Genomic DNA, 24,213 nt, shown 5'->3' with positions numbered 1-24,213 from the left:
TTAATTGGTCGCGGTCATCTCACCCGGTAACGCAGCGCTGGCCGTCTGGCTCACGCCGCCCTGCGGTGCCGCCTGCAGCGGATGCGCGTCAAAATATTTACGCAGACCGTTATAAATCGCTTCGGCAATTTTCTGCTGGTAGCTGTCGCTTCCCAGCAAACGTTCTTCACCGTTATTACTGATAAAGCCGGTTTCCACCAGAATCGACGGGATATCCGGCGAGCGCAGAACACCGAGGCTGGCATGTTCAGGACGCCGCTTGTGCAGCACGCCCACGCTTTGTAACTGGTTCAGTACATTGGTGGCGACATCATACCCGACGCGCTGAGAATGACCGAACTGTAAATCCAGCACGGCCTGGCTGAGATACGGGTCAGACTGGCTGTTTGCCAGCACGTCGCCCGCGCCGCCTAACAGCTCGGACTGTTTCTCATGCTGCTCCAGCCAGCCCGCCATTTCGCTGTTGGCGCGACGGTTTGAGAGCACCCAGACGGACGCTCCGGTGGCATCACGATTCGGAGCCGCATCCGCATGAATCGACACCAGGAAGTTAGCATTTTGCTTACGCGCCACGTCCGAGCGGCCCATGACCGAGATAAAGTAATCCCCGTCGCGGGTCAGCACGCCTTTAAACATCGGGTCGTCGTTGAGCAGCGTACGCAGCTTGCGGGCGATGGCGATAGTGACATTTTTCTCGCGCGTGCCGCCCGGCCCAATCGCACCGGGGTCTTGCCCACCGTGACCGGCATCAATGGCGATAATCACCTTGTCTTCGCTGACCGTCGCACGACGCGCGCTGGCCGCCGGGCGCGTCACCGTATTGCTGCTGGTTGCCACAGTGATGCGATCGTCCTGCGATTTAAACGGATTACGGGCAGGCTCAGCGGGACGCGGAGTATAAACCGGCGTTTCCACGCGTTTCGCGACCACCGGCGCAGGCGGCGGTGGAGGTGGCGGAGGCACATCGGCGTTGATGGTAAAAACCACCGTATAATTCGAGCCGTTTTTCTGCTTAACCGCCTTCGTCTTCCCTTTTTCGGTCAGATCCACCACCAGCCGTAGCGACTGGCTGTCCTTTGGCGTTCCGGAGCGGATGCTTTTCACCAGGTTATTTCCGCTAAACTGCAGCGGCAGCCCCTGGATCACGCCGGTTTGTTTGATATCGAGCGCCACGCTGTGGCTGTCGATTTGTGAGAAGGCATACTCAGGATCACCCATAAAGCTGAAGGTGATGCGGGCCTGGCTATCGCCATTGGAGACCTGAATATCCGAAAGATTCGCCGCCCCGGCCTGCGCGCACAGCAGCACCGTTGCAGCTAACAACCAACCTTTAACGCGATTAATCATCCCGTCATTCCTACGCTTAACCGGCCAGACGGGCCAGTAAGGAACACCCTGATGAGGAAACAGCACTGATCCGCGCCTCACGCCCTTGCGCCTGGTACTCTAAGTGAATTTCGACATCCGGGTCAGGCAGCACACCCGCACCTTGCTGCGGCCACTCCACCAGGCAAATGGCGTCGTTGGCAAAATAATCACGGATCCCCATAAACTCCAGCTCCTCCGGGTCCGCAAGGCGGTATAAATCAAAGTGATAGACCGTAACATGGTCCAGGGTGTAAGGCTCAACCAGCGTGTAGGTTGGGCTTTTCACATTCCCTTTATGGCCTAACGCCTGCAGGAACCCACGGCTGAAGGTTGTTTTACCCGCGCCTAAATCTCCATACAGATAAATGACGGTTGCCCCCTGACAGGCCTGCGCCACGCGCGTGCCGAAATCCAAAGTGGCTTGTTCATCAGGTAAAGAAATCGCTCGATTAGTCATTTTCTACGTCAATCACATCCGGGTTAACTACACGCCGCAGCGTGCAAAAAAGATCGGTGGCCAGCATACCGCGCGTGCCGTAACGCGCTGCCAGCCTGTCGGCTGCCGCCCCGTGGGCTACGCAGCCCGCGCAGGCTGCATCATATAGGGGAAGTTTCTGTCCGAGCAATGCGCCAATGATGCCGGAAAGCACATCGCCCATGCCGCCGCTGGCCATTCCCGCGTTACCGGCATCAATGATGCCCTGCAAAACGTCACTGGCAACGACGGTTCCTGCCCCTTTGAGGACAACAACACCTCCGTAACGTTTTACCAGACGCTGGGCAGAAAGTAAGCGATCGCTTTCAATTTCTGCCACGCTGCAGTTAAGCAACCGCGCGGCTTCACCGGGGTGCGGCGTCAGAATGCGATTGTGACGCGTATCCGGGTTGATTGCCAGAAGGTTCAGCGCGTCGGCATCCCAGAGCATCGGTTTACGGAAATTCTCCACCTTTTGCAGGGCTTGTTTGCCCCAGGTTTCTTGTCCCAGCCCGGGACCAATCACCACCACATCCGCCCACTCGAGACTCTCCTCAAGCGATTTTGGGGTCAATTCATGCACCATCAGTTCCGGGCGGGCGGTGATAATCGGAACAATATTTTCGCTGCGCGTAAGCACCCGCACCAGCCCTGCTCCGCAGCGCAACGCCGCTTCGCCGGTCATGCGGATCGCGCCTGCGGTACCGGTATCGCCTCCGATAATCACCAGCCGCCCCTGGTCGCCCTTATGGGACGTTGGACGGCGCGGCGGCAACCAGTGGGCAAGCTGCGAGGCATCAAAACGTGAAAGATTTGTCTCCTGTCCGGCCAGCCAGCCGTCCAGCCCCAGCGTACTGTGGTGCAGCAGGCCGACCACATCCCGCGCTTTACCGGTGAGCAGGCCAGGTTTGAGGGCGATAAAGGTCACGGTGTGAGCGGCGTTAATCACCGCACCCGGCGTGGCTCCGGTCTGCGCGATCAATCCGGAAGGGATATCCAGCGCCACTACCGGAGCAGCATGCGCGTTGGCGCGTTCAATCAGCGCCGCAACGCTGTCGCGCGGCGCGCTGTGCAGCCCGGTCCCCAGCAGCCCATCAACGATCAGCGCGACATCATCCGGCCAGAGAATGTCCGGCGCGTGGATCATACCGCCCGCGTTAAGCCAGGCTTCCCGCGCGGCGCTGGCTTCTTCTGGCAGGGGCTTATCGCTCTCCTGCGCAAGCAGCGTGACGCGAAGACCGGTGGCAACGGCCAGACGTGCGACCACATAGCCGTCCCCGCCGTTATTGCCATGTCCGCATAAAATCAGCCAGTGCGATGCATCCGGGTAGGCCGTCCGGGCGACGTTAAATGCCGCTTCGCCCGCCCGCTGCATCAACTCATACAGGGTAATCCCCAGGCTGTCGGCCGCCTCTTTTTCAGCATGGCGGAGGTCATCCGCATGCCAGATGGAATGTGGTATACTTGCGGGGTTTTTCTTCACAGTATGGTCCGTCATGTCACAGCCCCTCGATCTCAATCAGTTAGCGCAAAAAATTAAACAGTGGGGTGCTGAACTTGGCTTCCAGAAAGTGGGTATCACCGATACCGATCTCTCTGCCAGCGAGCCAAAATTGCAGGCCTGGCTGGACAAACAGTACCACGGCGAGATGGAGTGGATGGCGCGTCACGGCATGATGCGCGCCCGTCCACACGAGCTTTTGCCGGGCACGTTACGCGTGATCAGCGTGCGCATGAACTACCTGCCTGCCAACGCGGCATTTGCGCGCACGCTAAAAAATCCCGCGTTGGGCTACGTCAGCCGGTATGCCCTCGGGCGTGATTACCATAAGCTTCTGCGTAACCGCTTAAAAAAACTTGGGGAAACTATTCAGCTGCACTGTGTTTCGCTGAATTTTAGACCGTTTGTTGACTCCGCGCCTATTCTTGAGCGTCCGATTGCCGAAAAAGCCGGGCTTGGCTGGACAGGTAAGCACTCACTTATCCTGAGCCGTGACGCCGGCTCCTTCTTTTTCCTCGGGGAGTTGCTCATTGATTTACCGCTGCCCATTGACGGGCCGGTAGAAGAAGGCTGTGGGCGCTGTGTGGCCTGTATGACCATCTGCCCGACCGGGGCAATCGTCGAGCCGTATGTCGTCGACGCGCGCCGCTGCATCTCCTATCTCACGATTGAACTCGAAGGCGCAATCCCCGAAGCGTTTCGCCCGCTCATCGGCAACCGCATCTACGGCTGCGACGACTGCCAGCTGATCTGCCCGTGGAACCGCTACTCGCAACTCACCGAGGAAGAGGACTTCAGCCCGCGCAAAGCGCTTCATGCGCCACAACTCATCGAACTGTTCGCCTGGACCGAAGCCTGGTTCCTGAAAGTCACGGAAGGTTCGGCTATCCGTCGTATCGGCCACCTGCGCTGGCTGCGTAACGTCGCCGTCGCGCTGGGAAATGCCCCCTGGGATGAAGCCAATATTCAGGCGCTTGAAAGCCGCAGAGGTGAGCACCCACTTCTTGATGAACACATAGAATGGGCGATTGCGCAGCAAATTGAGAAGCGAAATGCCTGCGTCGTTGAAGTGCAGCTGCCGAAGAAACAGCGCCTGGTGCGGGTGATTGAAAAAGGGCTGATACGGGATGCTTGATATATTCACAGCCTGTGAATAAAAATAAAAACTCAAGCGCTATCAGGGCTGACAACGAGATCAAGCGATCGCGTTAACATTTTGCAATCAAATTTTCTTCATGAAAAACAGCATGTTAAAAAGATATTATTCACCCTGCTAAGGTTTCAGCCGTTTCGGATACATCAGGCGTTCTGTGGATAAGTCTGTTCACAAGAATATTTCAAATGCAACGGGAAACGTCCCCAGCATGACTTTACGCTGTGGATAATTTTGACTGGAAGAAGAATTTGGAGCGGGAAACGAGACTCGAACTCGCGACCCCGACCTTGGCAAGGTCGTGCTCTACCAACTGAGCTATTCCCGCTTGGGTGGTTCGTGCTGTGAAAGCACTTTCAAATTTTGGAGCGGGAAACGAGACTCGAACTCGCGACCCCGACCTTGGCAAGGTCGTGCTCTACCAACTGAGCTATTCCCGCTTGGGTGGTCCGTGCTGTGAAAGCACTTTCAAATTTTGGAGCGGGAAACGAGACTCGAACTCGCGACCCCGACCTTGGCAAGGTCGTGCTCTACCAACTGAGCTATTCCCGCAAATCTGTACTGCTTTTGTTGCTGTCGTAACGTGTAATTCTCTGTCGTTACGGGAGGCGCATTATACGAGAAATCCGTTTAGCTGCAACCCCTCCTGAAGCGATTTTTTTGAAATTCCGTTTAAGTGATTAATTAATCAGCAGGCTGAACAATTTAACGGCAAAAACCCGGCAACGCAAGCGTGCCGGGCCTCAAAATCAAAGCTTAATAAAGTTTTCGCGGTAGTAGGCCAGCTCAGCCACCGACTCACGGATGTCATCCATCGCCTGGTGGGTCCCCTGCTTTTTGAAGCCATCCAGGATTTCCGGTTTCCAGCGACGGGCCAGCTCTTTCAGCGTGCTCACGTCCAGATAACGGTAGTGGAAGTAAGACTCCAGTTCCGGCATGTACTTAAAGAGAAAACGACGATCCTGACCGATGCTGTTCCCACAGATAGGTGATTTCCCTTCCGGCACCCATTGTTTGAGGAATTCGAGGGTGGCCAGCTCTGCTTCGCGGTCGCCCTGGGTGCTGGCCTTCACGCGGTCCACCAGACCACTCCCCGTATGGGTACGCACGTTCCAGTCATCCATCAGCGCAAGCTGCTCATCGGACTGATGCACCGCGATGGTTGGCCCCTCCGCCAGAATATTGAGGTTCGCATCGGTGACCAGCGTTGCGATTTCAATGATGCGATCTCGCTCGGGATCCAGCCCGGTCATTTCAAGATCGATCCAAATCAGGTTGTTTTCGTCCGCGCTCATGTTATTTTCCACCCTTCTCGCATAACCGGCAGTAGCAGGTTAACTAGTATTAATTAGAGTGTATCATAGAGGTTTTGCCCGTTACGGGCGACCAGGAGCCAGCGCGATTGAGTAAAAATAAACTCTCCAAAGGGCAGCAGCGTCGGGTGAATGCCAATCACCAGCGCCGTCTTAAAACCACTACGGAGAAGCCCGATTACGACGACAATCTGTTTGGCGAAGCGACGGAAGGCGTAGTGATTAGCCGTTTCGGTATGCACGCCGATGTCGAAGCCGCCGACGGCGCGATCCACCGCTGCAATATCCGACGCACCATCCGTTCGCTGGTGACCGGCGACCGCGTGGTATGGCGCCCGGGTAAAGAAGCGGCGGAAGGCGTAACGGTAAAAGGCATTGTCGAAGCCGTACATGAACGCACCTCGGTGCTGACCCGTCCCGATTTCTACGACGGCGTGAAGCCCATTGCCGCCAACATTAACCAGATCGTTATCGTGTCGGCGATTTTGCCCGAGCTGTCGCTCAACATTATCGACCGCTATCTCGTGGCCTGTGAGACGCTGCAGGTTGAGCCGATCATCGTGCTGAACAAAATCGACCTGCTGGATGACGACGGCATGGCGTTCGTTAACGAGCAGATGGATATCTACCGCAACATCGGTTATCGCGTGCTGATGGTGTCGAGCCACACCAAAGACGGCCTGAAGCCGCTCGAAGAGGCGTTGACCGATCGCATTAGTATCTTTGCCGGGCAGTCCGGGGTGGGCAAATCGAGCCTGCTGAATAACCTTCTTGGCCTGCAGCAGGAAATCCTGACGAACGACGTTTCTGGCGTCTCGGGTCTTGGTCAGCACACCACCACGGCTTCACGCCTGTATCATTTCCCGCACGGCGGCGACGTGATCGACTCCCCGGGCGTGCGTGAATTCGGTTTATGGCACCTTGAGCCGGAACAAATCTTCAACGGATTTGTCGAATTCCATGACTATTTAGGCGCTTGCAAATACCGCGACTGTAAACATGACAATGATCCAGGCTGCGCCATCCGCGAAGCGGTCGAAAACGGTAAGATTGCAGAAACGCGTTTCGAAAATTATCACCGCATTCTTGAGAGCATGGATCAGGTAAAAACGCGTAAAAACTTTTCCGATTCTGATAACTGACAACTACGCTAAGCATCGCTAAAATCGTCCCCCTTTTTAAGGATCCGGCTGTCTGCAGCCGGATCAGGAACGACAAAACAATGGCCTGGAGGCTACCTTGTTAAACTCATTTAAACTTTCGCTTCAATACATTCTGCCAAAACTGTGGCTCACTCGCCTGGCGGGCTGGGGCGCAAGCAAACGAGCGGGCTGGCTGACCAAACTGGTCATCGATCTGTTTGTGAAATACTACAAGGTCGACATGAAAGAGGCGCAGAAGCCGGATACCGCCAGCTACCGCACCTTCAACGAATTCTTCGTGCGCCCCCTGCGCGACGAAGTTCGCCCGCTTAACACCGATCCTAACGTGCTGGTGATGCCTGCCGACGGCGTGATCAGCCAGTTGGGTAAAATTGAAGACGACAAAATTTTGCAGGCGAAGGGCCATAACTACAGCCTGGAAGCGCTGCTGGCGGGTAACTATCTGATGGCCGACCTGTTCCGTAACGGTTCGTTTGCTACCACCTATTTGTCACCACGCGACTACCACCGCGTCCATATGCCGTGTAACGGTATCCTGCGTGAAATGATCTACGTGCCGGGCGATCTCTTCTCCGTGAACCACCTGACCGCACAGAACGTTCCAAACCTGTTCGCCCGTAACGAGCGTGTGATCTGCTTGTTTGATACCGAATTTGGCCCAATGGCGCAGATTTTGGTAGGCGCAACCATCGTCGGCAGTATCGAAACCGTCTGGGCGGGCACCATCACCCCACCACGCGAAGGGGTGATCAAACGCTGGACCTGGCCTGCCGGGGAAGATGAAGGCTCTGTTGCCCTGCTGAAAGGCCAGGAGATGGGCCGCTTTAAGCTCGGCTCTACCGTGATCAACCTGTTTGCGCCGGGTAAAGTGAACCTGGTGGAACAGCTCCAAAGCCTGTCGGTGACCAAACTCGGCCAGCCGCTGGCAGTTTCTGCCGAAGCGCTCGTCACACCAGACGCAGAGCCTGCACCGCTGGCGGAAGAAGAGATCAAAGCCGAGCACGACGCCAGCCCGCTGGTTGACGATAACAAAGACCAAGGCTAACAACAGAAGGATCGCTGACGTGCGCCCGATTATCGTTCTACTGATGGCCTGGTGCCTCAGCATGGGGGCGTACGCAGCGACGGCCCCCGACGCCAAACAGATAACCCAGGAGCTGGAGCAGGCAAAAGCGGCGAAACCCGCTCAGCCAGAGACCGTTGAGTCGCTCCAGGCCGCACTGAACGCGCTTGAGGAACGTAAAGGCTCCCTCGAGCGCGCCCAGCAGTATCAGCAGGTTATCGATAACTTCCCTAAACTCTCGCAGACCCTGCGCTCGCAGCTTAATAACCTGCGCGATGAACCTCGCAATGTCCCCGTCGGCATGACGTCTGACGCGCTGAACCAGGAGATCCTCCAGGTCAGCAGCCAGCTCCTCGAAAAAAGCCGTCAGGCCCAGCAGGAGCAGGAGCGCGCACGTGAAATTGCCGACTCGCTCAGCCAGTTACCACAGCAGCAAACCGACGCCCGCCGTCAGTTAAACGATGTCGAACGCCGCGTCGGTACCCAAACCGGCAGCACGCCTCAAAGCCAGGCGCAAAACCTTGGTCTGCAGGCAGAATCCGCCAGACTCAAGGCGCTGGTTGATGAACTGGAGCTGGCGCAGCTTTCCGCCAATAACCGCCAGGAGCTTTCACGCATGCGCGCCGAGCTGGCGCAGAAGCAGAGCCAGCAGTTAGACGCCTATCTGCAGGCCCTGCGCAATCAGCTTAACAGCCAGCGCCAGCGTGAAGCGGAGCGCGCGCTGGAAAGCACGGAACTGCTTGCTGAAAACAGCGCAAACCTGCCGACCGGGATCGTCGATCAGTTCAGGGTTAACCGCGAGCTTTCTGCCGCGCTGAACCAGCAGGCGCAGCGTATGGATCTGGTTGCCTCGCAGCAGCGTCAGGCCACGAATCAAACTCTGCAGGTGCGCCAGGCGCTCAATACGCTGCGCGAACAGTCCCAGTGGCTTGGTTCTTCAAACCTGCTCGGCGAAGCGTTACGCGCCCAGGTTGCCCGCCTGCCGGAGATGCCAAAACCGCAGCAGCTTGACACCGAAATGGCGCAGCTGCGCGTTCAGCGTCTGCACTTTGAAGACCTTCTCAACAAGCAGCCGCAAATCCGCCAGATCCGTCAGGCTGACGGCCAGCCGCTGACCAGCGAGCAAAGCCGTATTCTTGAAGCACAGATGCGCACCCAGCGTGAACTGCTCAACTCCCTGCTGCAGGGTGGCGACACGCTGATCCTGGAACTTACCAAGCTGAAGGTCTCCAACAGCCAGCTGGAAGACGCGTTAAAAGAGGTCAACGAGGCGACGCACCGCTATCTGTTCTGGACGTCTGACGTGCGGCCAATGACCTTCTCGTGGCCGATTGAGATTGTGCAGGATCTTCGCCGCCTGATTTCGCTTGATACCTTCAGCCAGTTGGGTCAGGCCAGCGTGATGATGATCACCAGCAAAGAGACCATCTTCCCGCTGCTGGGGGCGCTCATTCTGGTGGGGTTCAGCATTTACTCGCGCAGACACTTCACCCGCTTCCTCGAACGTTCCAGCGCCCGCGTGGGCAAAGTCACTCAGGATCATTTCTGGCTGACGCTGCGCACCGTGTTCTGGTCGATTCTCGTCGCCTCACCGCTGCCGGTACTGTGGATGACGCTCGGATATGGCCTGCGAGAAGCCTGGCCTTATCCGCTGGCGGTCGCGATTGGTGATGGCGTTACCGCCACCGTACCGCTGCTGTGGGTCGTGATGATTTGCGCCACGTTCGCGCGCCCTAACAGCCTGTTCATCGCCCACTTTGGCTGGCCGCGTAACCGCGTTGCGCGCGCCATGCGCTATTACCTGATGAGCATCGGGCTGATTGTGCCGCTGATCATGGCGCTGATCATGTTTGATAATCTTAACGACCGCGAGTTCTCCGGCTCTTTGGGTCGTCTCTGCTTTATGCTGATTTGTGGAGCACTGGCGATCGTGACGCTGAGCCTGAAACGAGCGGGCATTCCGCTCTATGTCGATAAGACCGGCAGCGGCGATAACATGTTTAACCGCCTGCTGTGGAATTTACTGTTAAGCGCGCCGCTGGCGGCGATTCTGGCGGCGGCGGTGGGTTACCTTGCCACCGCGCAGGCCTTGCTGGCGCGTCTGGAAACCTCGGTGGCGATCTGGTTCCTGCTGCTGGTGGTTTACCACATTATCCGCCGGTGGATGCTCATCCAGCGCCGTCGTCTGGCGTTTGATCGTGCCAAGCATCGTCGTGCTGAAATCCTTGCCCAGCGCGCCCGCGGCGAAGAGGAGTCGCATCACACCAACAGCACCGAAGGCACCGCAGAGGTGGACGAGGTCGAGCTGGATCTCGATGCTATCAGTACCCAGTCCCTGCGTCTGGTGCGATCCATCCTGATGCTCATCGCGCTGCTGTCGGTCATCGTCCTGTGGTCAGAGATCCACTCGGCGTTTGGCTTCCTCGAGAACATCTCCTTGTGGGATGTGACCTCGACGGTGCAAGGGGTTGAAAGCCTGGAGCCAATCACCCTGGGGGCCGTGCTGATTGCCATTCTGGTGCTGATTATCACCACCCAGCTGGTGCGGAACTTCCCGGCCCTGCTGGAGCTGGCGCTGTTGCAGCATCTGGATCTCACCCCCGGGACGGGGTATGCGATCACGACGATCACCAAATACCTGATCCTGCTCTTCGGCGGGCTGGTGGGCTTCTCAATGATTGGTATCGAGTGGTCGAAACTGCAGTGGCTGGTCGCGGCACTTGGTGTGGGGCTGGGTTTTGGTCTGCAGGAGATCTTCGCAAACTTCATCTCCGGCCTGATTATCCTGTTCGAAAAACCGATTCGTATTGGCGATACGGTGACGATCCGCGATTTAACCGGCAGCATCACCAAAATCAACACCCGCGCCACGACCATCAGCGACTGGGACCGCAAAGAGATTATCGTGCCGAACAAAGCGTTTATCACCGAGCAGTTTATCAACTGGTCGCTGTCCGACTCCGTGACGCGTGTGGTGCTGACGGTGCCTGCGCCGTCGGATGCTAACAGCGAAGAGGTGACGCAGATCCTCTACACGGCGGCAGAGCGCTGCACGCTGGTGATCGACAACCCACCACCGGAAGTGTTCCTCGTCGATTTGCAACAGGGGATCCAGATCTTCGAACTGCGTATCTACGCCGCCGAAATGGGGCACCGTATGCCGCTGCGCCATGAGATCCACCAGCTGATTCTGGCAGGCTTCCGCGAACACGGTATTGATATGCCGTTCCCACCGTTCCAGATGCGCCTTGAAACGCTGGATGGCCGTAAGACGGGAAGGACGCTGTCGTCAGCGGCGCGTACGCGCCCGGCAGGGAGTTTGTAGAAACTCAAAGCCAGCCACTGATGTGGCTGGCTTTTTTGTCTGTGGTTTTACCCGAGACAAAACTGGTAGCGGAAGATAAAGCGCCATAACCAGACGCCTGCGATGAGTATGGTTATAAGGTACAAAAAACCGTGATGGGCTTTTTTTATCAAGAATGCATACAGAGCAGGTAAAAAAACCGGGAACGTCACGAGCATTCCGAAATCGCGGATATCATCATTCTCTACATACGCCATCAGGTCACAGATATTTTTGATGTTCTCTTCTCCAATCCACCACTCCTTGTCCTGTGTCGAGAAGATAACAATGACGAGAATCGACATGCACAGCCAAACGATCCCAGGCGTAAATATTTTATAGTTCACCGCGCAAAATCCCTTTGCCATAAGCCCCCCTACTCCCCGCACAATCTCAGGCAGTAGGGGCTAATAGCGAACTTAATCAGCGGCCCAAATCGTTGATTGCGCTACGCGACGACGGTAATTCTCATAAATCCCCATCGCCATCAGCGAGAAGAAGATCGGGCCACCCACCATCCACAGCGCGCTATTCCAGTCATTGGCCTCAATGACCGGCTGGATCACGGTGAAGATATTCGCAAAAGCCACCACCAGCACGACGACGGTGGTGGCCAGCAGCGTGGCGGCGCGGGTTTTGAAAATCACGAACGGACGTTCGAGATCCTGCTTCGCCTTAAAGAACGGGAACGCCAGGGTCAGGAAAAGATACGGCAGCGTCATTGATACGTTCGCCATCAGGGTCAGCTTGTTGTAAAACGCAGAGGCAGTATCCCCACCGAACGACACCAGAAGAATAAACACGCAGACCAGCAGGCACTGCATCCACATGGCGTTCGCAGGCATACCTGCCGTATTGAGCTGCGTCATGCGGGCTGGCCATAGCGCTTTTGGCGTTCCCTGGATAATCGCTTTTAGCGGCGAATAGATCAGCGTAAAGAAGGCACCGGTATAGGCGAGGAACATCGACAGGCCGGTGATACGCGCGAACCAGACGCCCATCGTCGTGGCCGCATCCGGCGTCAGCTGCAGTGCCTGCCCGAGCGTCATCCCCAGGCTCTTCATCAGCACGTAGGTAATATTCCCAAGGTTAGTGGTATCGTTGCTTAACACCTGCTGCCAGTTGGTGCTCACACCCCAGAGGAAAATCGCCAGCGAGTAGCCGACAGAGATAACTATCGCCGCGAAGATAATGCCTTTGGCAAAGTTCTTTTCCGGGTTCTCGGTTTTATCGACCAGGCCGCCCACCGCTTCTATACCGCCATAGGCAAAGATGGCAAACACCACAAAAGAGAGCATCGCGAGGCCGGACTGATAGCTCGGGTTAGGTGACGAAACGAAATTCACCTCCTGTGCAAAATGGCCGCCGTTGAGACACAAAATCGCGATGCTCACCAACAGCAGGACCAGGTTCAGACACATAACTGAAATACCGCCCACGGCGGTTATGCGCGCGATTTTGTTGATGCCTTTCGACGCCACCAGCGTCACTACCACCATCCAGCAGACCGCGAGGATCCCGACAACCTGCGTGGAGCTCAGCCCAGCCAAAGACCAGACCTGCGTTTTATCTGCCCCAAAGAGAAACGTCGAGAAAGGTACCCACACCTTGGCGGCGGTACTGACCATCCAGACCACGTAGGAAGAGAACCACATAAAGGTGCCGATAAACGCGTAGCGCGGCCCGATGCTGTTGTTCATCCACGAGTAAATCCCGCCCTCTTCCTTGCGATAAGCAGACCCCATCTCCGCCATCATCAGCGCAAACGGAATAAAGAAGAACAGAGCAGAGACGATATAAAACGGTGTCGCGCTGTAGCCCATCAGGTAAAACGCCGAGGGGCTGTTGGCAAAACCAAACACTGACGTAAAAATCATCAGGATAAGACCGGTCAGGGTCATTTTTTTCATTGAGTGGGACATAGAACCATCCAAAGCGAAAATAAACTGCGCGGATGGTAGCAGATGACCAGACGAATAGTGTGGCTATTCAGGGCAAATTAGGAAAATAACCTGCGTAACACAACGCTGGCAGTTATTGATGCCATGAATATTTACTGGAAAGGTTTATTGCCAGGGAGAGAGACACACCGGGCAGGCTCGCGCGCCACCCGGTATTGTATTACGCGCGGTCGACCGTAAATGCAATCACGTCACCAAGCTGCTCTGCGCCAAGCGCCAGCATCACCAGACGGTCAACACCCAACGCCACGCCGGAACAATCGGGCAGGCCGGCTTTCAGGGCTTCCAGCAGATTCACGTCGATCGGCTGTTGCGGCAGACCGCGGGCGTTACGCTTGCGGTTGTCCTGTTCGAAACGCTGCTGCTGTTCGCGCGCGTCGGTCAGTTCGTGGAAGCCATTCGCCAGCTCGATGCCTTTGTAGTAGACCTCAAAACGTTCAGCTACGCGGTGATCTTCCGTACTGATCTGCGCCAGCGAGGCCTGGCTTGCCGGGAAGTGATAGACGAACGTTGGGCGATCTTTGCCGATCTGCGGCTCAACGCCGAAGGTAAACAGCAGTTGCAGCAGCGTGTCGCGATCTTCTTCCGTCTCCGCCACGTTGCTGAGATCCAGTTTTGCCGCCGCGTCGCGCAGCTGCGCTTTGTCGGCAGACAGCGGATCGATTTCCAGATGGCGCTGGAACGCCTGCTGATAGGAGAGCGTCTCGGCTTCCGCGCAGTCCAGCACCTGTTGCAGCAGGTCGTCCACCTCGTTCATCAGGCGATACATGTCGTAATGCGGACGGTACCACTCCAGCATAGTGAATTCCGGATTATGGTGACGGCCCATCTCTTCATTACGGAAGCTACGGCACAGCTGATACACCGGGCCACAGCCCGCCGCCAGCAGGCGCTTCATATGGTATTCCGGGCTGGTCATCAGATAGAGATTCATCCCCTGTGAGTGGCCAGGGCCAACAAAACGGGTTTCAAACGGGACCAGATGAATATCCGTTACCGTTGCCTGGCTCATGCACGGCGTTTCCACCTCAAGGACTCCGCGATCGGCAAAGAAACGACGGATCTCCGCCATAATGGCCGCGCGTTTAAGCAGGTTGGGGATGGATGCGCTCGGCTGCCAGGTTGCCGTTTCGCTCATGAGTTTTTCTCCGATTTCAGACAAGGGCACGAAGTCTACTCGACAGGCGGGGCAGAGACAAATTTTGCACAGTAAAAAGCGGCTTTTCATTCATGAGTGAAATTACGTGACGCAATTCATCAATCACCATGATAAATCACCGCACAGAACAGCAAAAAAATCGAACACGTCAAATTTCCCTCATATCCATCCGGTTATACTGTTTTACCCATAAAGGAGCAGTGGAATCGCTTTCGCAATCGTCCGTTTGGACAGGTGAACTGCCTTTAACTCACGCATTGCGGGAAAACAAAAATCTGGAGGAATGTCGTGCAAACTTTTCAAGCCGATCTTGCCGTAATAGGCGCTGGCGGGGCTGGATTACGCGCAGCAATTGCTGCGGCACAAGCTAATCCAAACGCTAAAATCGCTCTGATTTCAAAAGTCTATCCGATGCGCAGCCACACCGTTGCCGCTGAAGGAGGGTCCGCCGCCGTTGCGCAGGATCATGACAGCTTCGAATACCATTTCCACGACACGGTTGCAGGGGGCGACTGGCTTTGCGAACAGGATGTCGTTGACTACTTCGTGCATCACTGCCCCACGGAGATGACCCAGCTTGAGCAATGGGGTTGCCCGTGGAGTCGCCGCCCGGACGGCAGCGTCAACGTTCGTCGCTTCGGCGGCATGAAGATAGAACGAACCTGGTTCGCCGCCGACAAAACCGGCTTCCACATGCTCCACACCCTGTTCCAGACTTCCCTTCAGTTCCCACAAATTCAGCGCTTTGACGAGCACTTCGTCCTCGACATCCTGGTGGATGAGGGCGAAGCGCGCGGTCTGGTGGCGATGAACATGATGGAAGGCACCCTTGTGCAGATCCGCGCGAAAGCGGTGGTGATGGCAACGGGCGGTGCGGGGCGCGTTTATCGCTACAACACCAACGGCGGTATCGTCACCGGCGACGGCATGGGCATGGCGCTCCGCCACGGCGTGCCGCTGCGCGATATGGAGTTTGTCCAGTATCACCCAACCGGTCTGCCAGGCTCCGGCATTCTGATGACGGAAGGCTGCCGCGGTGAAGGCGGTATTCTGGTTAACAAAAACGGCTACCGCTACCTGCAGGATTACGGTATGGGGCCAGAAACACCGCTCGGCGAGCCGAAGAACAAATACATGGAGCTGGGTCCACGCGACAAAGTGTCTCAGGCTTTCTGGCACGAATGGCGCAAAGGCAACACCATCTCCACGCCGCGCGGCGATGTGGTTCACCTCGATCTGCGTCATCTCGGCGAGAAGAAACTGCTGGAGCGCTTGCCGTTCATCTGCGAACTGGCGAAAGCGTACGTTGGCGTTGATCCAGTGAAAGAGCCCATTCCGGTGCGTCCAACCGCGCACTACACCATGGGCGGGATCGAAACCGATCAGCAGTGTGAAACCCGCATTAAAGGCCTGTTCGCCGTTGGCGAGTGCTCCTCCGTGGGCCTGCACGGCGCAAACCGTCTGGGGTCCAACTCGCTGGCCGAGCTGGTGGTCTTTGGTCGCATGGCGGGCGAGCGCGCGATGGAGCGTGCCGCCACGGCAGGTGAAGCCAATGGTGCGGCGCTGGATGCGCAGGTTGCCGACGTTGAAAAACGGCTCAAAGACCTGGTGAATCAGGAAGGCAACGAAAACTGGTCGAAGATCCGCGACGAAATGGGCCTGTCGATGGAAGAAGGCTGCGGCATCTACCGTACGCCAGAGCTGATGCAGAAAACCGTCGACAAGCTGGCGGAGCTGCAGGAACGGTTCAGGCATGTACGCATCACCGACACCTCCAGCGTTTTCAATACCGACCTGCTCTATACCATCGAGCTGGGCCACGGTCTGAACGTCGCGGAATGTATGGCGCACTCGGCGCTGGCGCGTAAAGAGTCACGCGGTGCCCACCAGCGTCTGGATGAAGGTTGTACGGAACGTGATGACGTCAATTTCCTGAAACACACTCTCGCCTGGCGCGACGCGGATGGCACCACTCGTCTGGACTATAGCGACGTGAAGATCACCACGCTGCCACCGGCGAAACGCGTGTACGGTGCAGAAGCAGAAGCCGCCGAGAAGAAGGAGAAGGCGAATGGCTGAGATGCAAAAAATGAAAGTTGAAGTGGTGCGCTACAACCCGGAAGTGGACACCGCGCCGCACAGCGCTTTCTATGAAGTGCCCTATGACGAGCAAACCTCCCTGCTGGATGCGCTCGGGTATATCAAAGACAACCTGGCGCCGGATCTGAGCTATCGCTGGTCGTGCCGTATGGCGATCTGCGGCTCCTGCGGCATGATGGTCAACAAGGTGCCGAAGCTGGCCTGTAAGACCTTCCTGCGCGACTACACCAAAGGCATCAAGGTTGAAGCGCTGGGCAATTTCCCGATCGAACGCGATCTGGTGGTCGATATGACCCACTTTATCGAAAGTCTGGAGGCCATTAAGCCGTACATCATTGGCAACCCGCGCACGCCGGATCAAGGCCCGAATACGCAAACCCCGGCGCAGATGGCGAAATACCATCAGTTCTCCGGCTGCATCAACTGCGGCCTGTGCTATGCCGCGTGCCCACAGTTTGGCCTGAACCCGGAGTTCATCGGCCCGGCCGCCATTACCCTGGCGCACCGCTATAACGAGGACAGCCGCGACCACGGCAAAAAAGAACGTATGGCGCAGCTTAACAGCCAGAACGGCGTCTGGACCTGCACCTTTGTGGGCTACTGCTCCGAAGTCTGTCCAAAGCACGTCGACCCGGCAGCCGCTATTCAGCAGGGAAAAGTGGAAAGCTCGAAAGACTTTCTTATCGCAACCCTGAAACCACGCTAAGGAGTGCATGATGACGACTAAACGCAAAGCCTATGTGCGGCCAATGCCGTCCACCTGGTGGAAAAAACTGCCGTTTTATCGCTTCTATATGCTGCGTGAAGGGACGGCAGTTCCTGCGGTGTGGTTCAGTCTTGAGCTTATCTACGGCATTTTTGCCCTTAAGCACGGCCCCGAATCCTGGGCGAGTTTTGTGGGCTTCCTGCAAAACCCGATCATCGTGGTGCTGAACCTGATCGTGCTCGCTGCGGCGCTGCTGCATACCAAAACCTGGTTTGAACTGGCACCCAAGGCGGCGAACATCATCGTTAAAGGCGAGAAAATGGGACCAGAGCCTGTGATTAAAGGGCTGTGGGCGGTGACGGCAGTGGTTACTGTGGTCATTCTGTTTGTCGCACTGTTCTGGTAAGGAGACTACCGTGATCAATCCAAATCCAAAACGTTCTGACGAGCCGGTTTTCTGGGGGTTGTTCGGTGCAGGCGGCATGTGGAGCGCCATCATCGCACCGGTGATTGTCCTGCTGGTCGGCATTATGCTGCCGCTCGGGCTGTTCCCGGGCGATGCGCTGGGTTATGAACGCGTCCTCGCGTTTGCCAGCAGCTTTATTGGCCGCGTGTTCATCTTCCTGATGATCGTCCTGCCCCTGTGGCTCGGCTTGCACCGCATTCACCACGCGATGCACGACCTGAAAATCCACGTTCCAAACGGGAAATGGGTCTTCTACGGCCTGGCCACCATCCTGACCGTGGTCACCCTGATCGCCGTCGTCACCCTGTGATCGCACTGGCCCGCCACCCGGCGGGCCTTCTAGTGCGGCATCTTCTCCACCAGCCACTGTGAAAACTCGCGCATAGCGGGCGTTTCCACACGCGACTGCAGCCGCGTTAGCCAGTAACTGCCCAGATCGATCTGCGTCGCAAACGGCTGCACGATACGCTCGCGGGCGAGTAAATGGCTAAACATATCGACAGGTGCGATAGCGATCCCCACGCCGACCTGGGCGGCCTCCAGCATAGTGACGGACGAATCAAAGACCATGACCCGGTGCGTCGGTGAAGGTGGATGCTCGCCCACCGCTGCCATCCACGCCGTCCATTCATCCCGTCGATACGAACGCAGCAGGGTAAATTTCAGTATGTCGGCCGGGGTGCGCAGTCTGGCGGCAATGTCTGGCGTACAGAGCGGGGCCAGCGGGGCATGGCACAGAAACGTTGCCTCGGTGCCGTGCCACGCTCCGCCGCCGTAGCGGATCGTGTAATCCAGCCCTTCAGCCGCCGGATCGACGCGGTTGTTGTGTGTAGACAGCTGAAGATCGATATGCGGGCAGCGGCGGCGGAAATCATCAAGCTGCGAAAATAACACGCCGGTCGCAAACGTCCCCACGACGCCGATTTTCAGCTTCTCCTGCGCCCGATGATTTACAAAGCGATCTAACATACCGGCGATACGATCAAAGGAATCGTTCAGCACCGGCAGCAAATTTTCCCCTTCCGTGGTCAGCATCAAACCTCGCGAAACGCGGATAAAGAGCTGGCAGTTCAGGTGCTGCTCCAGCGCCTTGACGTGCTGGCTGATGGCAGAGTGGGTGACGTTCAGCTCGATAGCGGCATGCGTAAAGCTCAGATGCCGGGCGGCAGCTTCAAAAGCACGAAGTGAATTAAGCGGAATGTAGCTGCGCGTCATAGGCTCGTCCGTTAGAAAAATTTACAGCTCATGCTAAATTTAACCGTTTGTCAGCGGCTGTCAAATCCCACAGACTACGCTCGTCTTATGGGCCCGGACACTCCCTTACACGCTATTACGGAAGATAACTGATGAAGAAAAAACTCGTTTTCTGCGCCCTGCTTCTCGGCGTTTCATGCTCAGCCCTCGCGTCCTCCCTGTCAGAAAAAGAGCTGGCAAAGGTGGTGAAGCGCACCGTGACGCCTCTGATGAAAGCACAGTCCATTCCGGGCATGGCGGTGGCGGTGATCTATCAGGGCCAGCCGCACTACTTCACCTTCGGCAAAGCCGATGTTGCTGCAAATATACCCGTCACGCCGCAGACCTTATTCGAGCTAGGCTCTGTCAGTAAAACTTTCACCGGCGTGCTGGGCGGCGATGCCATTGCCCGCGGCGAAATTTCGCTTAACGATCCGGTGACGAGGTACTGGCCTGAACTGACCGGCAAGCAGTGGCAGGGCATTCGCTTGCTGGATCTCGCCACCTACACCGCCGGTGGCCTGCCGTTACAGGTGCCGGATAACGTCACCGACCCGGCCGCAATGCTGAACTTCTATCAAACGTGGCAGCCGCAGTGGAAACCGGGCACCACGCGCCTGTATGCCAATTCCAGCATCGGCCTCTTTGGGGCGCTGGCGGTCAAGCCCTCTGGAATGGGCTTTGAGCAGGCCATGACCACGCGCGTCCTGAAGCCGCTGAAGCTCGATCATACCTGGATCCAGGTTCCGAAATCCGAAGAGCAGCATTACGCCTGGGGCTATCGCGACGGCAAAGCGGTCCACGTTTCACCGGGTATGCTGGACGGCGAAGCCTATGGCGTAAAAAGCAACGCCGAAGACATGGCGAGCTGGGTGATGGTAAACATGGCACCGGAGCGCGTTCAGGCTACATCACTTAAACAGGGTATCGCCCTGGCACAGTCTCGCTACTGGCGCGTTGGGTCGATGTATCAGGGGCTGGGCTGGGAGATGCTGAACTGGCCGGTCGATGGCAAAACGATTATCGATGGCAGTGATAATAAGATCGCCCTGGCAGCGTTACCCGCGCGAGAAGTAAACCCTCCGGCACCACCGGTTAAGGCCTCGTGGGTCCATAAAACGGGCTCAACCGGCGGGTTCGGCAGCTACGTGGCCTTCATTCCCGAGAAGCAACTGGGGATCGTGATGCTGGCGAACAAGAGCTATCCGAACCCTGCCCGGGTAGAAGCGGCTTACCAGATCCTTAACGCACTGCAGTAACGCGTTGCCGGGTGGCGGCTTCGTCCACCCGGCCTCCGCCAGTCAACAACGTACAAAACCCGCATTTTCCTTGCTGTCATCTACACTTATCAAAAAACCAGTAAGGAAACACCTATGCGCATTCTGCCTGTTATCGCCGCAGTGACAGCCGCGTTTTTAGTCGTTGCCTGCAGCTCCCCTACCCCTCCTCCTGGCGTGACTGTCGTCAGCAATTTCGACGCACAACGCTTCCTTGGCACCTGGTATGAAATCGCCCGCCTCGATCATCGCTTTGAACGCGGATTAGAAAAAGTCACGGCACATTACAGCTCAATGGATGACGGCGGTATTCAGGTCGTTAACCGGGGATATAATCCGGATCGTGAGATGTGGCAGCAGTCTGTGGGTAAAGCCTACTTTACCGGCGATCCGCACAGAGCCGCCATGAAGATCTCGTTTATTGGCCCGTTCTACGGCGGATACAACGTGATCGCGCTCGACAGAGAGTATCGCCATGCGCTGATTTGCGGGCCGGATCGCAGCTATCTGTGGATACTCTCCCGCACGCCAACCCTTTCACCCGAAATGAAACAGCAGATGCTCGACATTGCGACCCGGCAAGGGTTTGATGTAACGAAATTAATCTGGGTAGAGCAGCCGCATTAATGCGTGCTGAGCTTCAGCCCTATGATCCCGGCAACAATCAGCGCGAGGCTGGCGATGCGCGCCAGGCTCGCTGATTCTCCCAGCAGTAAGATCCCGGTTATCGCCGCACCGACGGCACCAATGCCCGTCCAGACGGCATAGGCTGTACCCACGGGCAGAGAACGCATCGCCCATGACAGCAGGACAATGCTCACAATCATCGCGGTAACGGTAATGACGCTTGGGGTCAGGCGAGTGAAACCATGGGTATATTTCAGGCCAATGGCCCATACCACTTCGAGCAGACCGGCAATAAAGAGAATAATCCAGGACATCTCAGGCTCCTTAACTTCAGTGAAAGTTGGGGCCGTCCCCGGTGAAAGAGGCGCTTACGGGTCGTCCCGCAAGGCAGAGGTTACACGCCCTATTGTGGTTAGCGTGCGATTTTTTTTCAATCCTTTTTTGCTGAACGCGTTAAGGCAAGAAATAGCCTCAGTATGCCGTGCAGTTCAGGCATTTATCACTCATCCGACTTCTCTATGATGGTGTGCTTTCTGATGGCAGGAAGCCAAACCACTAGCCGACTGCGAATACAATATGTTCAAAATTCTTTTGATTGACCGTTGTCACTTCACCCGCGCCGGGATTGAAGACTGGCTCAATCACTCAGGCCTGTTTCCGGGTGACTTCGTTGTGACCGGCCTGAATAATCTGTTTCTTGCCCGAGAGCACATCCTGCAGTGGAAACCGACGTTAGTTATCGCTGACTTACACGGTTTCAGACAGGACATTCACCATTTTCAGCAGCTCTCTTCCTTGCTGATAGCCAGCGAAACGCTGCCTTTTATTTTATTGCAGTCGGGCGAGGAGAAAGCGATGGCAGATTATGTGGCACAGTTCCCGGTATGGTCGTCACTGCACAAAAAAACCGATCTCGAACAGCTGGCAACGGTGATTAACGACGCGCTGACGATGTGTACACGCGTGGCGATCCCGCAGGCGGCGGCTCCGCTGTTAACCCGGCAGGAAGAAAAAGTGCTGACGCTGTGGATGGATGGTGCAAGCAACCAAAAGATTGCCAGCCACCTGAGCATTAATGGAAAGACGGTTTATACGTATAAACGCAATATTCGCATGAAATTGCATATGGATACGCGCTTTTCGCCGTTTTTGTCGCTGCAGGAAAGTGAAAATTGACGGTACGGGGAGACGACACGCCGTACCGTCCTGTCTCATCAGTTCTGAGCTTTAGTCGCTGCACCAGAAATGGCACTACCACCGTCAGAGATATCTTCCCCTACACCACGGGTGGTATTACATGCGGTCAGTACCGAAGACAGCACCAGAACAGAAAAGATCGCTGCAATTGTTTTCTTAACCATAATATCTTCCTTTTATAGCCAAAGTTATTTTGTGTATAGCAACTTAAGGATAGACAAGATCCCGGCGCTTGACGGAAAAGGAACAATTTTTAGGAAAATTAGACGGGATTAGCTGGCTGCGTGGGAAATGATATGGCCAAGATCCTGAATATCTTCGCCCATGCCGCGCGCGGTGTTACATCCGGAAAGGAACGCGCTGGAGAGCGCTAACAGAAGCAGAATTTTTACGATACGTTTCATCATCCGTGCCTGAAAATCAGGCGCAGCGGGCGCTGCGCCTTTCATCATCTACATGAATTACTTCACGCGGGATACGTATTCGCCGGAGCGGGTATCCACTTTGATCACTTCGCCAGTCTGTACGAACAGCGGAACTTTAACCACGGCACCGGTGGACAGTTTAGCTGGCTTACCGCCAGTACCTGCGGTGTCGCCCTTCAGACCTGGATCGGTTTCAACGATTTCCAGCTCTACGAAGTTAGGTGGGGTCACAGCGATAGGCTGGCCGTTCCACAGGGTCACGATGCACTCGGCCTGGTCCAGCAGCCATTTAGCGCTGTCACCTACGGCTTTCTCGTCAGCAGACAGCTGTTCGAAAGTCGTGTTGTTCATGAAATGCCAGAACTCACCGTCGTTGTACAGGTAAGTCAGGTTCATATCGACAACATCTGCGCCTTCAGCGGAGTCAGTAGACTTGAAGGTTTTTTCTACACGGGTACCGGTCAGCAGACGGCGCAGCTTAACGCGCGCGAACGCCTGGCCTTTACCTGGTTTAACGAATTCGCTGGCTTCAACCGCATACGGTTCGCCGTCCATCATGATTTTAAGACCAGCACGAAAATCGTTGCTATAGTACGTTGCCATAAGGCCCTCTAAATTTGTTAACTGGTAGCTAAGCCACAAAATGGCGCATATTGTAACCCTAAACACCCCGTCCAGAGAAGATTGGTTATCGCAACTTGCCGATGTAATCACCAGTCCTGATGAATTGCTGCGTCTCTTAGACCTCGAAGGGCATCAAACATTGCTCGCAGGCCGTGAGGCAAAGCGCCTGTTTGCCCTGCGCGTACCCCGCGCGTTTGTCGCCCGCATGGAGAAAGGTAACCCCGACGATCCGTTACTAAAACAAACGCTTACTTCTCAGGATGAGTTTGTCACTGCGCCGGGTTACAGCACCGACCCGCTGGAAGAGCAGAACAGCGTCGTGCCGGGTTTGCTGCATAAATACCTTAACCGCGCTCTGCTGCTGGTGAAAGGCGGCTGTGCGGTAAATTGCCGTTATTGTTTCCGCCGTCACTTCCCCTACGCTGATAATCAGGGAAACAAGCGTAACTGGCAGGTCGCGCTGGACTATATCGCCGCCCACCCGGAACTGGATGAGATCATTTTTTCCGGTGGCGACCCGCTGATGGCAAAAGATCACGAGCTGAACTGGCTGCTGACCCAGCTTGAAGCCATCCCGCATATTAAGCGTCTGCGCATTCATAGCCGTCTGCCGATCGTGATCCCGGCGCGGATCACCGACGGGCTGGTTTCGCGCCTTGCGCAGTCTCGTTTACAGGTTTTGCTGGTCAACCATATCAACCACGCCAACGAAATTGACGATGAATTTCGCTCGGCGATGATTCGCCTGCGTCAGGCAGGCGTGACGCTGCTGAACCAGAGCGTGCTGCTGCGCGGCGTCAATGATAATGCCCGCGTGCTGGCCGATCTGAGCAATGCGCTGTTTGATGCAGGCGTGATGCCCTATTACCTGCATGTGCTGGATCGCGTTCAGGGTGCGGCACATTTTATGGTGACGGATGAAGAGGCGCGGCAGATCGTGCGCGAACTGCTAACGCTGGTCTCTGGCTATATGGTGCCGAAACTGGCGCGCGAGATTGGCGGTGAGCCAAGCAAGACGCCGCTGGACTTGCAGCTGCGTCAGAGCTAGTTTCCCCTCTC

The 24,213-nt window shown here is 56.3% G+C and carries 24 protein-coding genes and 3 tRNA genes; 12 read left to right on the top strand and 15 right to left on the bottom strand.

Going from position 1 to position 24,213, the window contains the following annotated elements:
• From amiB to nnr, 3 genes are read right to left on the bottom strand one after another with little or no spacing between them, the layout of a single operon-like run.
• Window positions 1-1,347 (bottom strand): N-acetylmuramoyl-L-alanine amidase AmiB, encoded by a 1,347-nt coding sequence (gene amiB / locus ACWKX3_RS18130; RefSeq protein WP_454542168.1) that lies wholly within the window; start codon window positions 1,345-1,347, stop codon window positions 1-3.
• A 16-nt stretch (window positions 1,348-1,363) separates the two neighbouring features.
• Entirely contained in the window at window positions 1,364-1,825 is a 462-nt protein-coding gene (gene tsaE, locus ACWKX3_RS18125; protein ID WP_006178966.1) for a tRNA (adenosine(37)-N6)-threonylcarbamoyltransferase complex ATPase subunit type 1 TsaE, read from the bottom strand.
• Window positions 1,818-3,341, bottom strand: a complete 1,524-nt coding sequence (gene nnr, locus ACWKX3_RS18120) for a bifunctional ADP-dependent NAD(P)H-hydrate dehydratase/NAD(P)H-hydrate epimerase (protein WP_454542167.1) — start codon at window positions 3,339-3,341, stop codon at window positions 1,818-1,820. Before nnr ends, tsaE begins: the two co-directional genes overlap by 8 nt.
• On the opposite strand from nnr, the gene queG reads away from it, so the two are divergent.
• Complete coding sequence (gene queG / locus ACWKX3_RS18115) at window positions 3,340-4,479, top strand: tRNA epoxyqueuosine(34) reductase QueG (RefSeq protein WP_454542166.1); 1,140 nt, start codon at window positions 3,340-3,342, stop codon at window positions 4,477-4,479. The two genes, nnr and queG, sit on opposite strands and share 2 nt — an antisense overlap.
• 270 nt (window positions 4,480-4,749) lie before the next feature.
• Here queG and ACWKX3_RS18110 read toward each other — a convergent pair.
• From ACWKX3_RS18110 to orn, 4 genes are all read right to left on the bottom strand, one after another.
• A tRNA-Gly gene (locus ACWKX3_RS18110) sits at window positions 4,750-4,825 on the bottom strand.
• Between the two features lie 36 nt (window positions 4,826-4,861).
• Window positions 4,862-4,937 (bottom strand) — tRNA-Gly (locus ACWKX3_RS18105).
• Between the two features lie 36 nt (window positions 4,938-4,973).
• A tRNA-Gly gene (locus ACWKX3_RS18100) sits at window positions 4,974-5,049 on the bottom strand.
• A gap of 197 nt (window positions 5,050-5,246) precedes the next feature.
• Entirely contained in the window at window positions 5,247-5,792 is a 546-nt protein-coding gene (gene orn / locus ACWKX3_RS18095) for an oligoribonuclease (RefSeq protein WP_141114063.1), read from the bottom strand.
• 107 nt (window positions 5,793-5,899) lie between these two features.
• Between orn and rsgA the strand changes: the two genes are divergently transcribed.
• From rsgA to mscM, 3 genes are all read left to right on the top strand, one after another.
• On the top strand, window positions 5,900-6,952 hold the full coding sequence (gene rsgA / locus ACWKX3_RS18090) for a small ribosomal subunit biogenesis GTPase RsgA (protein ID WP_042322497.1): 1,053 nt from the start codon (window positions 5,900-5,902) through the stop codon (window positions 6,950-6,952).
• A 97-nt stretch (window positions 6,953-7,049) separates the two neighbouring features.
• Window positions 7,050-8,018 (top strand): archaetidylserine decarboxylase, encoded by a 969-nt coding sequence (asd, locus tag ACWKX3_RS18085; RefSeq protein ID WP_058609517.1) that lies wholly within the window; start codon window positions 7,050-7,052, stop codon window positions 8,016-8,018.
• Window positions 8,019-8,037: 19 nt separating this feature from the next.
• Window positions 8,038-11,361, top strand: coding sequence for a miniconductance mechanosensitive channel MscM (gene mscM / locus ACWKX3_RS18080; RefSeq protein ID WP_337279555.1), 3,324 nt, complete (start codon window positions 8,038-8,040; stop codon window positions 11,359-11,361).
• A gap of 47 nt (window positions 11,362-11,408) precedes the next feature.
• Here the strand turns inward: mscM and ACWKX3_RS18075 are convergent, their stop codons facing one another.
• The 3 genes from ACWKX3_RS18075 to epmA form a co-directional block, all read right to left on the bottom strand.
• Window positions 11,409-11,747: a DUF2645 family protein gene (locus tag ACWKX3_RS18075; protein WP_172980141.1), complete on the bottom strand. Its 339-nt coding sequence runs from the start codon at window positions 11,745-11,747 to the stop codon at window positions 11,409-11,411.
• Window positions 11,748-11,798: 51 nt separating this feature from the next.
• The gene (yjeM, locus tag ACWKX3_RS18070) at window positions 11,799-13,301 is read right to left on the bottom strand and encodes a glutamate/gamma-aminobutyrate family transporter YjeM (RefSeq protein WP_058609515.1); all 1,503 of its coding nucleotides are present in this window, start codon (window positions 13,299-13,301) and stop codon (window positions 11,799-11,801) included.
• A 199-nt stretch (window positions 13,302-13,500) separates the two neighbouring features.
• The gene (gene epmA / locus ACWKX3_RS18065) at window positions 13,501-14,478 is read right to left on the bottom strand and encodes an elongation factor P--(R)-beta-lysine ligase (protein ID WP_006178957.1); all 978 of its coding nucleotides are present in this window, start codon (window positions 14,476-14,478) and stop codon (window positions 13,501-13,503) included.
• A 309-nt stretch (window positions 14,479-14,787) separates the two neighbouring features.
• On the opposite strand from epmA, the gene frdA reads away from it, so the two are divergent.
• From frdA to frdD, 4 genes are read left to right on the top strand one after another with little or no spacing between them, the layout of a single operon-like run.
• Window positions 14,788-16,578 (top strand): fumarate reductase (quinol) flavoprotein subunit, encoded by a 1,791-nt coding sequence (gene frdA / locus ACWKX3_RS18060; protein WP_058609514.1) that lies wholly within the window; start codon window positions 14,788-14,790, stop codon window positions 16,576-16,578.
• A complete protein-coding gene (locus ACWKX3_RS18055) occupies window positions 16,571-17,305 on the top strand; it encodes a succinate dehydrogenase/fumarate reductase iron-sulfur subunit (protein ID WP_006178954.1) in 735 nt (244 codons plus the stop codon). The genes frdA and ACWKX3_RS18055 overlap by 8 nt, the downstream gene beginning before the upstream one ends.
• A 10-nt stretch (window positions 17,306-17,315) precedes the next feature.
• Window positions 17,316-17,711, top strand: a complete 396-nt coding sequence (gene frdC, locus ACWKX3_RS18050) for a fumarate reductase subunit FrdC (protein ID WP_042322487.1) — start codon at window positions 17,316-17,318, stop codon at window positions 17,709-17,711.
• Window positions 17,712-17,721: 10 nt separating this feature from the next.
• Window positions 17,722-18,081 carry a fumarate reductase subunit FrdD gene (frdD, locus tag ACWKX3_RS18045; RefSeq protein ID WP_042322484.1) on the top strand — a complete coding sequence of 120 codons (360 nt, stop codon included), beginning with the start codon at window positions 17,722-17,724 and terminating at the stop codon, window positions 18,079-18,081.
• Between the two features lie 29 nt (window positions 18,082-18,110).
• Here the strand turns inward: frdD and ampR are convergent, their stop codons facing one another.
• A complete protein-coding gene (gene ampR / locus ACWKX3_RS18040) occupies window positions 18,111-18,986 on the bottom strand; it encodes a LysR family transcriptional regulator AmpR (protein ID WP_448891688.1) in 876 nt (291 codons plus the stop codon).
• A gap of 131 nt (window positions 18,987-19,117) precedes the next feature.
• On the opposite strand from ampR, the gene ampC reads away from it, so the two are divergent.
• On the top strand, window positions 19,118-20,263 hold the full coding sequence (gene ampC / locus ACWKX3_RS18035; protein ID WP_454542165.1) for a CMY2-MIR-ACT-EC family cephalosporin-hydrolyzing class C beta-lactamase: 1,146 nt from the start codon (window positions 19,118-19,120) through the stop codon (window positions 20,261-20,263).
• A 114-nt stretch (window positions 20,264-20,377) separates the two neighbouring features.
• A complete protein-coding gene (locus ACWKX3_RS18030) occupies window positions 20,378-20,908 on the top strand; it encodes a lipocalin family protein (RefSeq protein ID WP_220710964.1) in 531 nt (176 codons plus the stop codon).
• Here ACWKX3_RS18030 and sugE read toward each other — a convergent pair.
• Window positions 20,905-21,222, bottom strand: coding sequence for a quaternary ammonium compound efflux SMR transporter SugE (sugE, locus tag ACWKX3_RS18025; protein ID WP_006178944.1), 318 nt, complete (start codon window positions 21,220-21,222; stop codon window positions 20,905-20,907). The two genes, ACWKX3_RS18030 and sugE, sit on opposite strands and share 4 nt — an antisense overlap.
• A 262-nt stretch (window positions 21,223-21,484) precedes the next feature.
• Between sugE and ACWKX3_RS18020 the strand changes: the two genes are divergently transcribed.
• Complete coding sequence (locus tag ACWKX3_RS18020; RefSeq protein WP_006178942.1) at window positions 21,485-22,084, top strand: helix-turn-helix transcriptional regulator; 600 nt, start codon at window positions 21,485-21,487, stop codon at window positions 22,082-22,084.
• A 38-nt stretch (window positions 22,085-22,122) separates the two neighbouring features.
• Here the strand turns inward: ACWKX3_RS18020 and ecnB are convergent, their stop codons facing one another.
• From ecnB to efp, 3 genes are all read right to left on the bottom strand, one after another.
• Entirely contained in the window at window positions 22,123-22,269 is a 147-nt protein-coding gene (gene ecnB / locus ACWKX3_RS18015; RefSeq protein ID WP_006178941.1) for a lipoprotein toxin entericidin B, read from the bottom strand.
• A 108-nt stretch (window positions 22,270-22,377) separates the two neighbouring features.
• Window positions 22,378-22,509 (bottom strand): entericidin A/B family lipoprotein, encoded by a 132-nt coding sequence (locus tag ACWKX3_RS18010; RefSeq protein WP_042322597.1) that lies wholly within the window; start codon window positions 22,507-22,509, stop codon window positions 22,378-22,380.
• 57 nt (window positions 22,510-22,566) lie between these two features.
• Window positions 22,567-23,133, bottom strand: coding sequence for an elongation factor P (gene efp, locus ACWKX3_RS18005; protein WP_006178939.1), 567 nt, complete (start codon window positions 23,131-23,133; stop codon window positions 22,567-22,569).
• A gap of 40 nt (window positions 23,134-23,173) precedes the next feature.
• On the opposite strand from efp, the gene epmB reads away from it, so the two are divergent.
• Complete coding sequence (gene epmB / locus ACWKX3_RS18000; RefSeq protein WP_454542164.1) at window positions 23,174-24,202, top strand: EF-P beta-lysylation protein EpmB; 1,029 nt, start codon at window positions 23,174-23,176, stop codon at window positions 24,200-24,202.
• The last annotated feature ends 11 nt before the right edge of the window (window positions 24,203-24,213 follow it).

The sequence above is a fragment of the Enterobacter sp. UPMP2052 genome (genome assembly GCF_053709675.1).
This window is presented reverse-complemented; position numbering and strand designations above follow the sequence as displayed.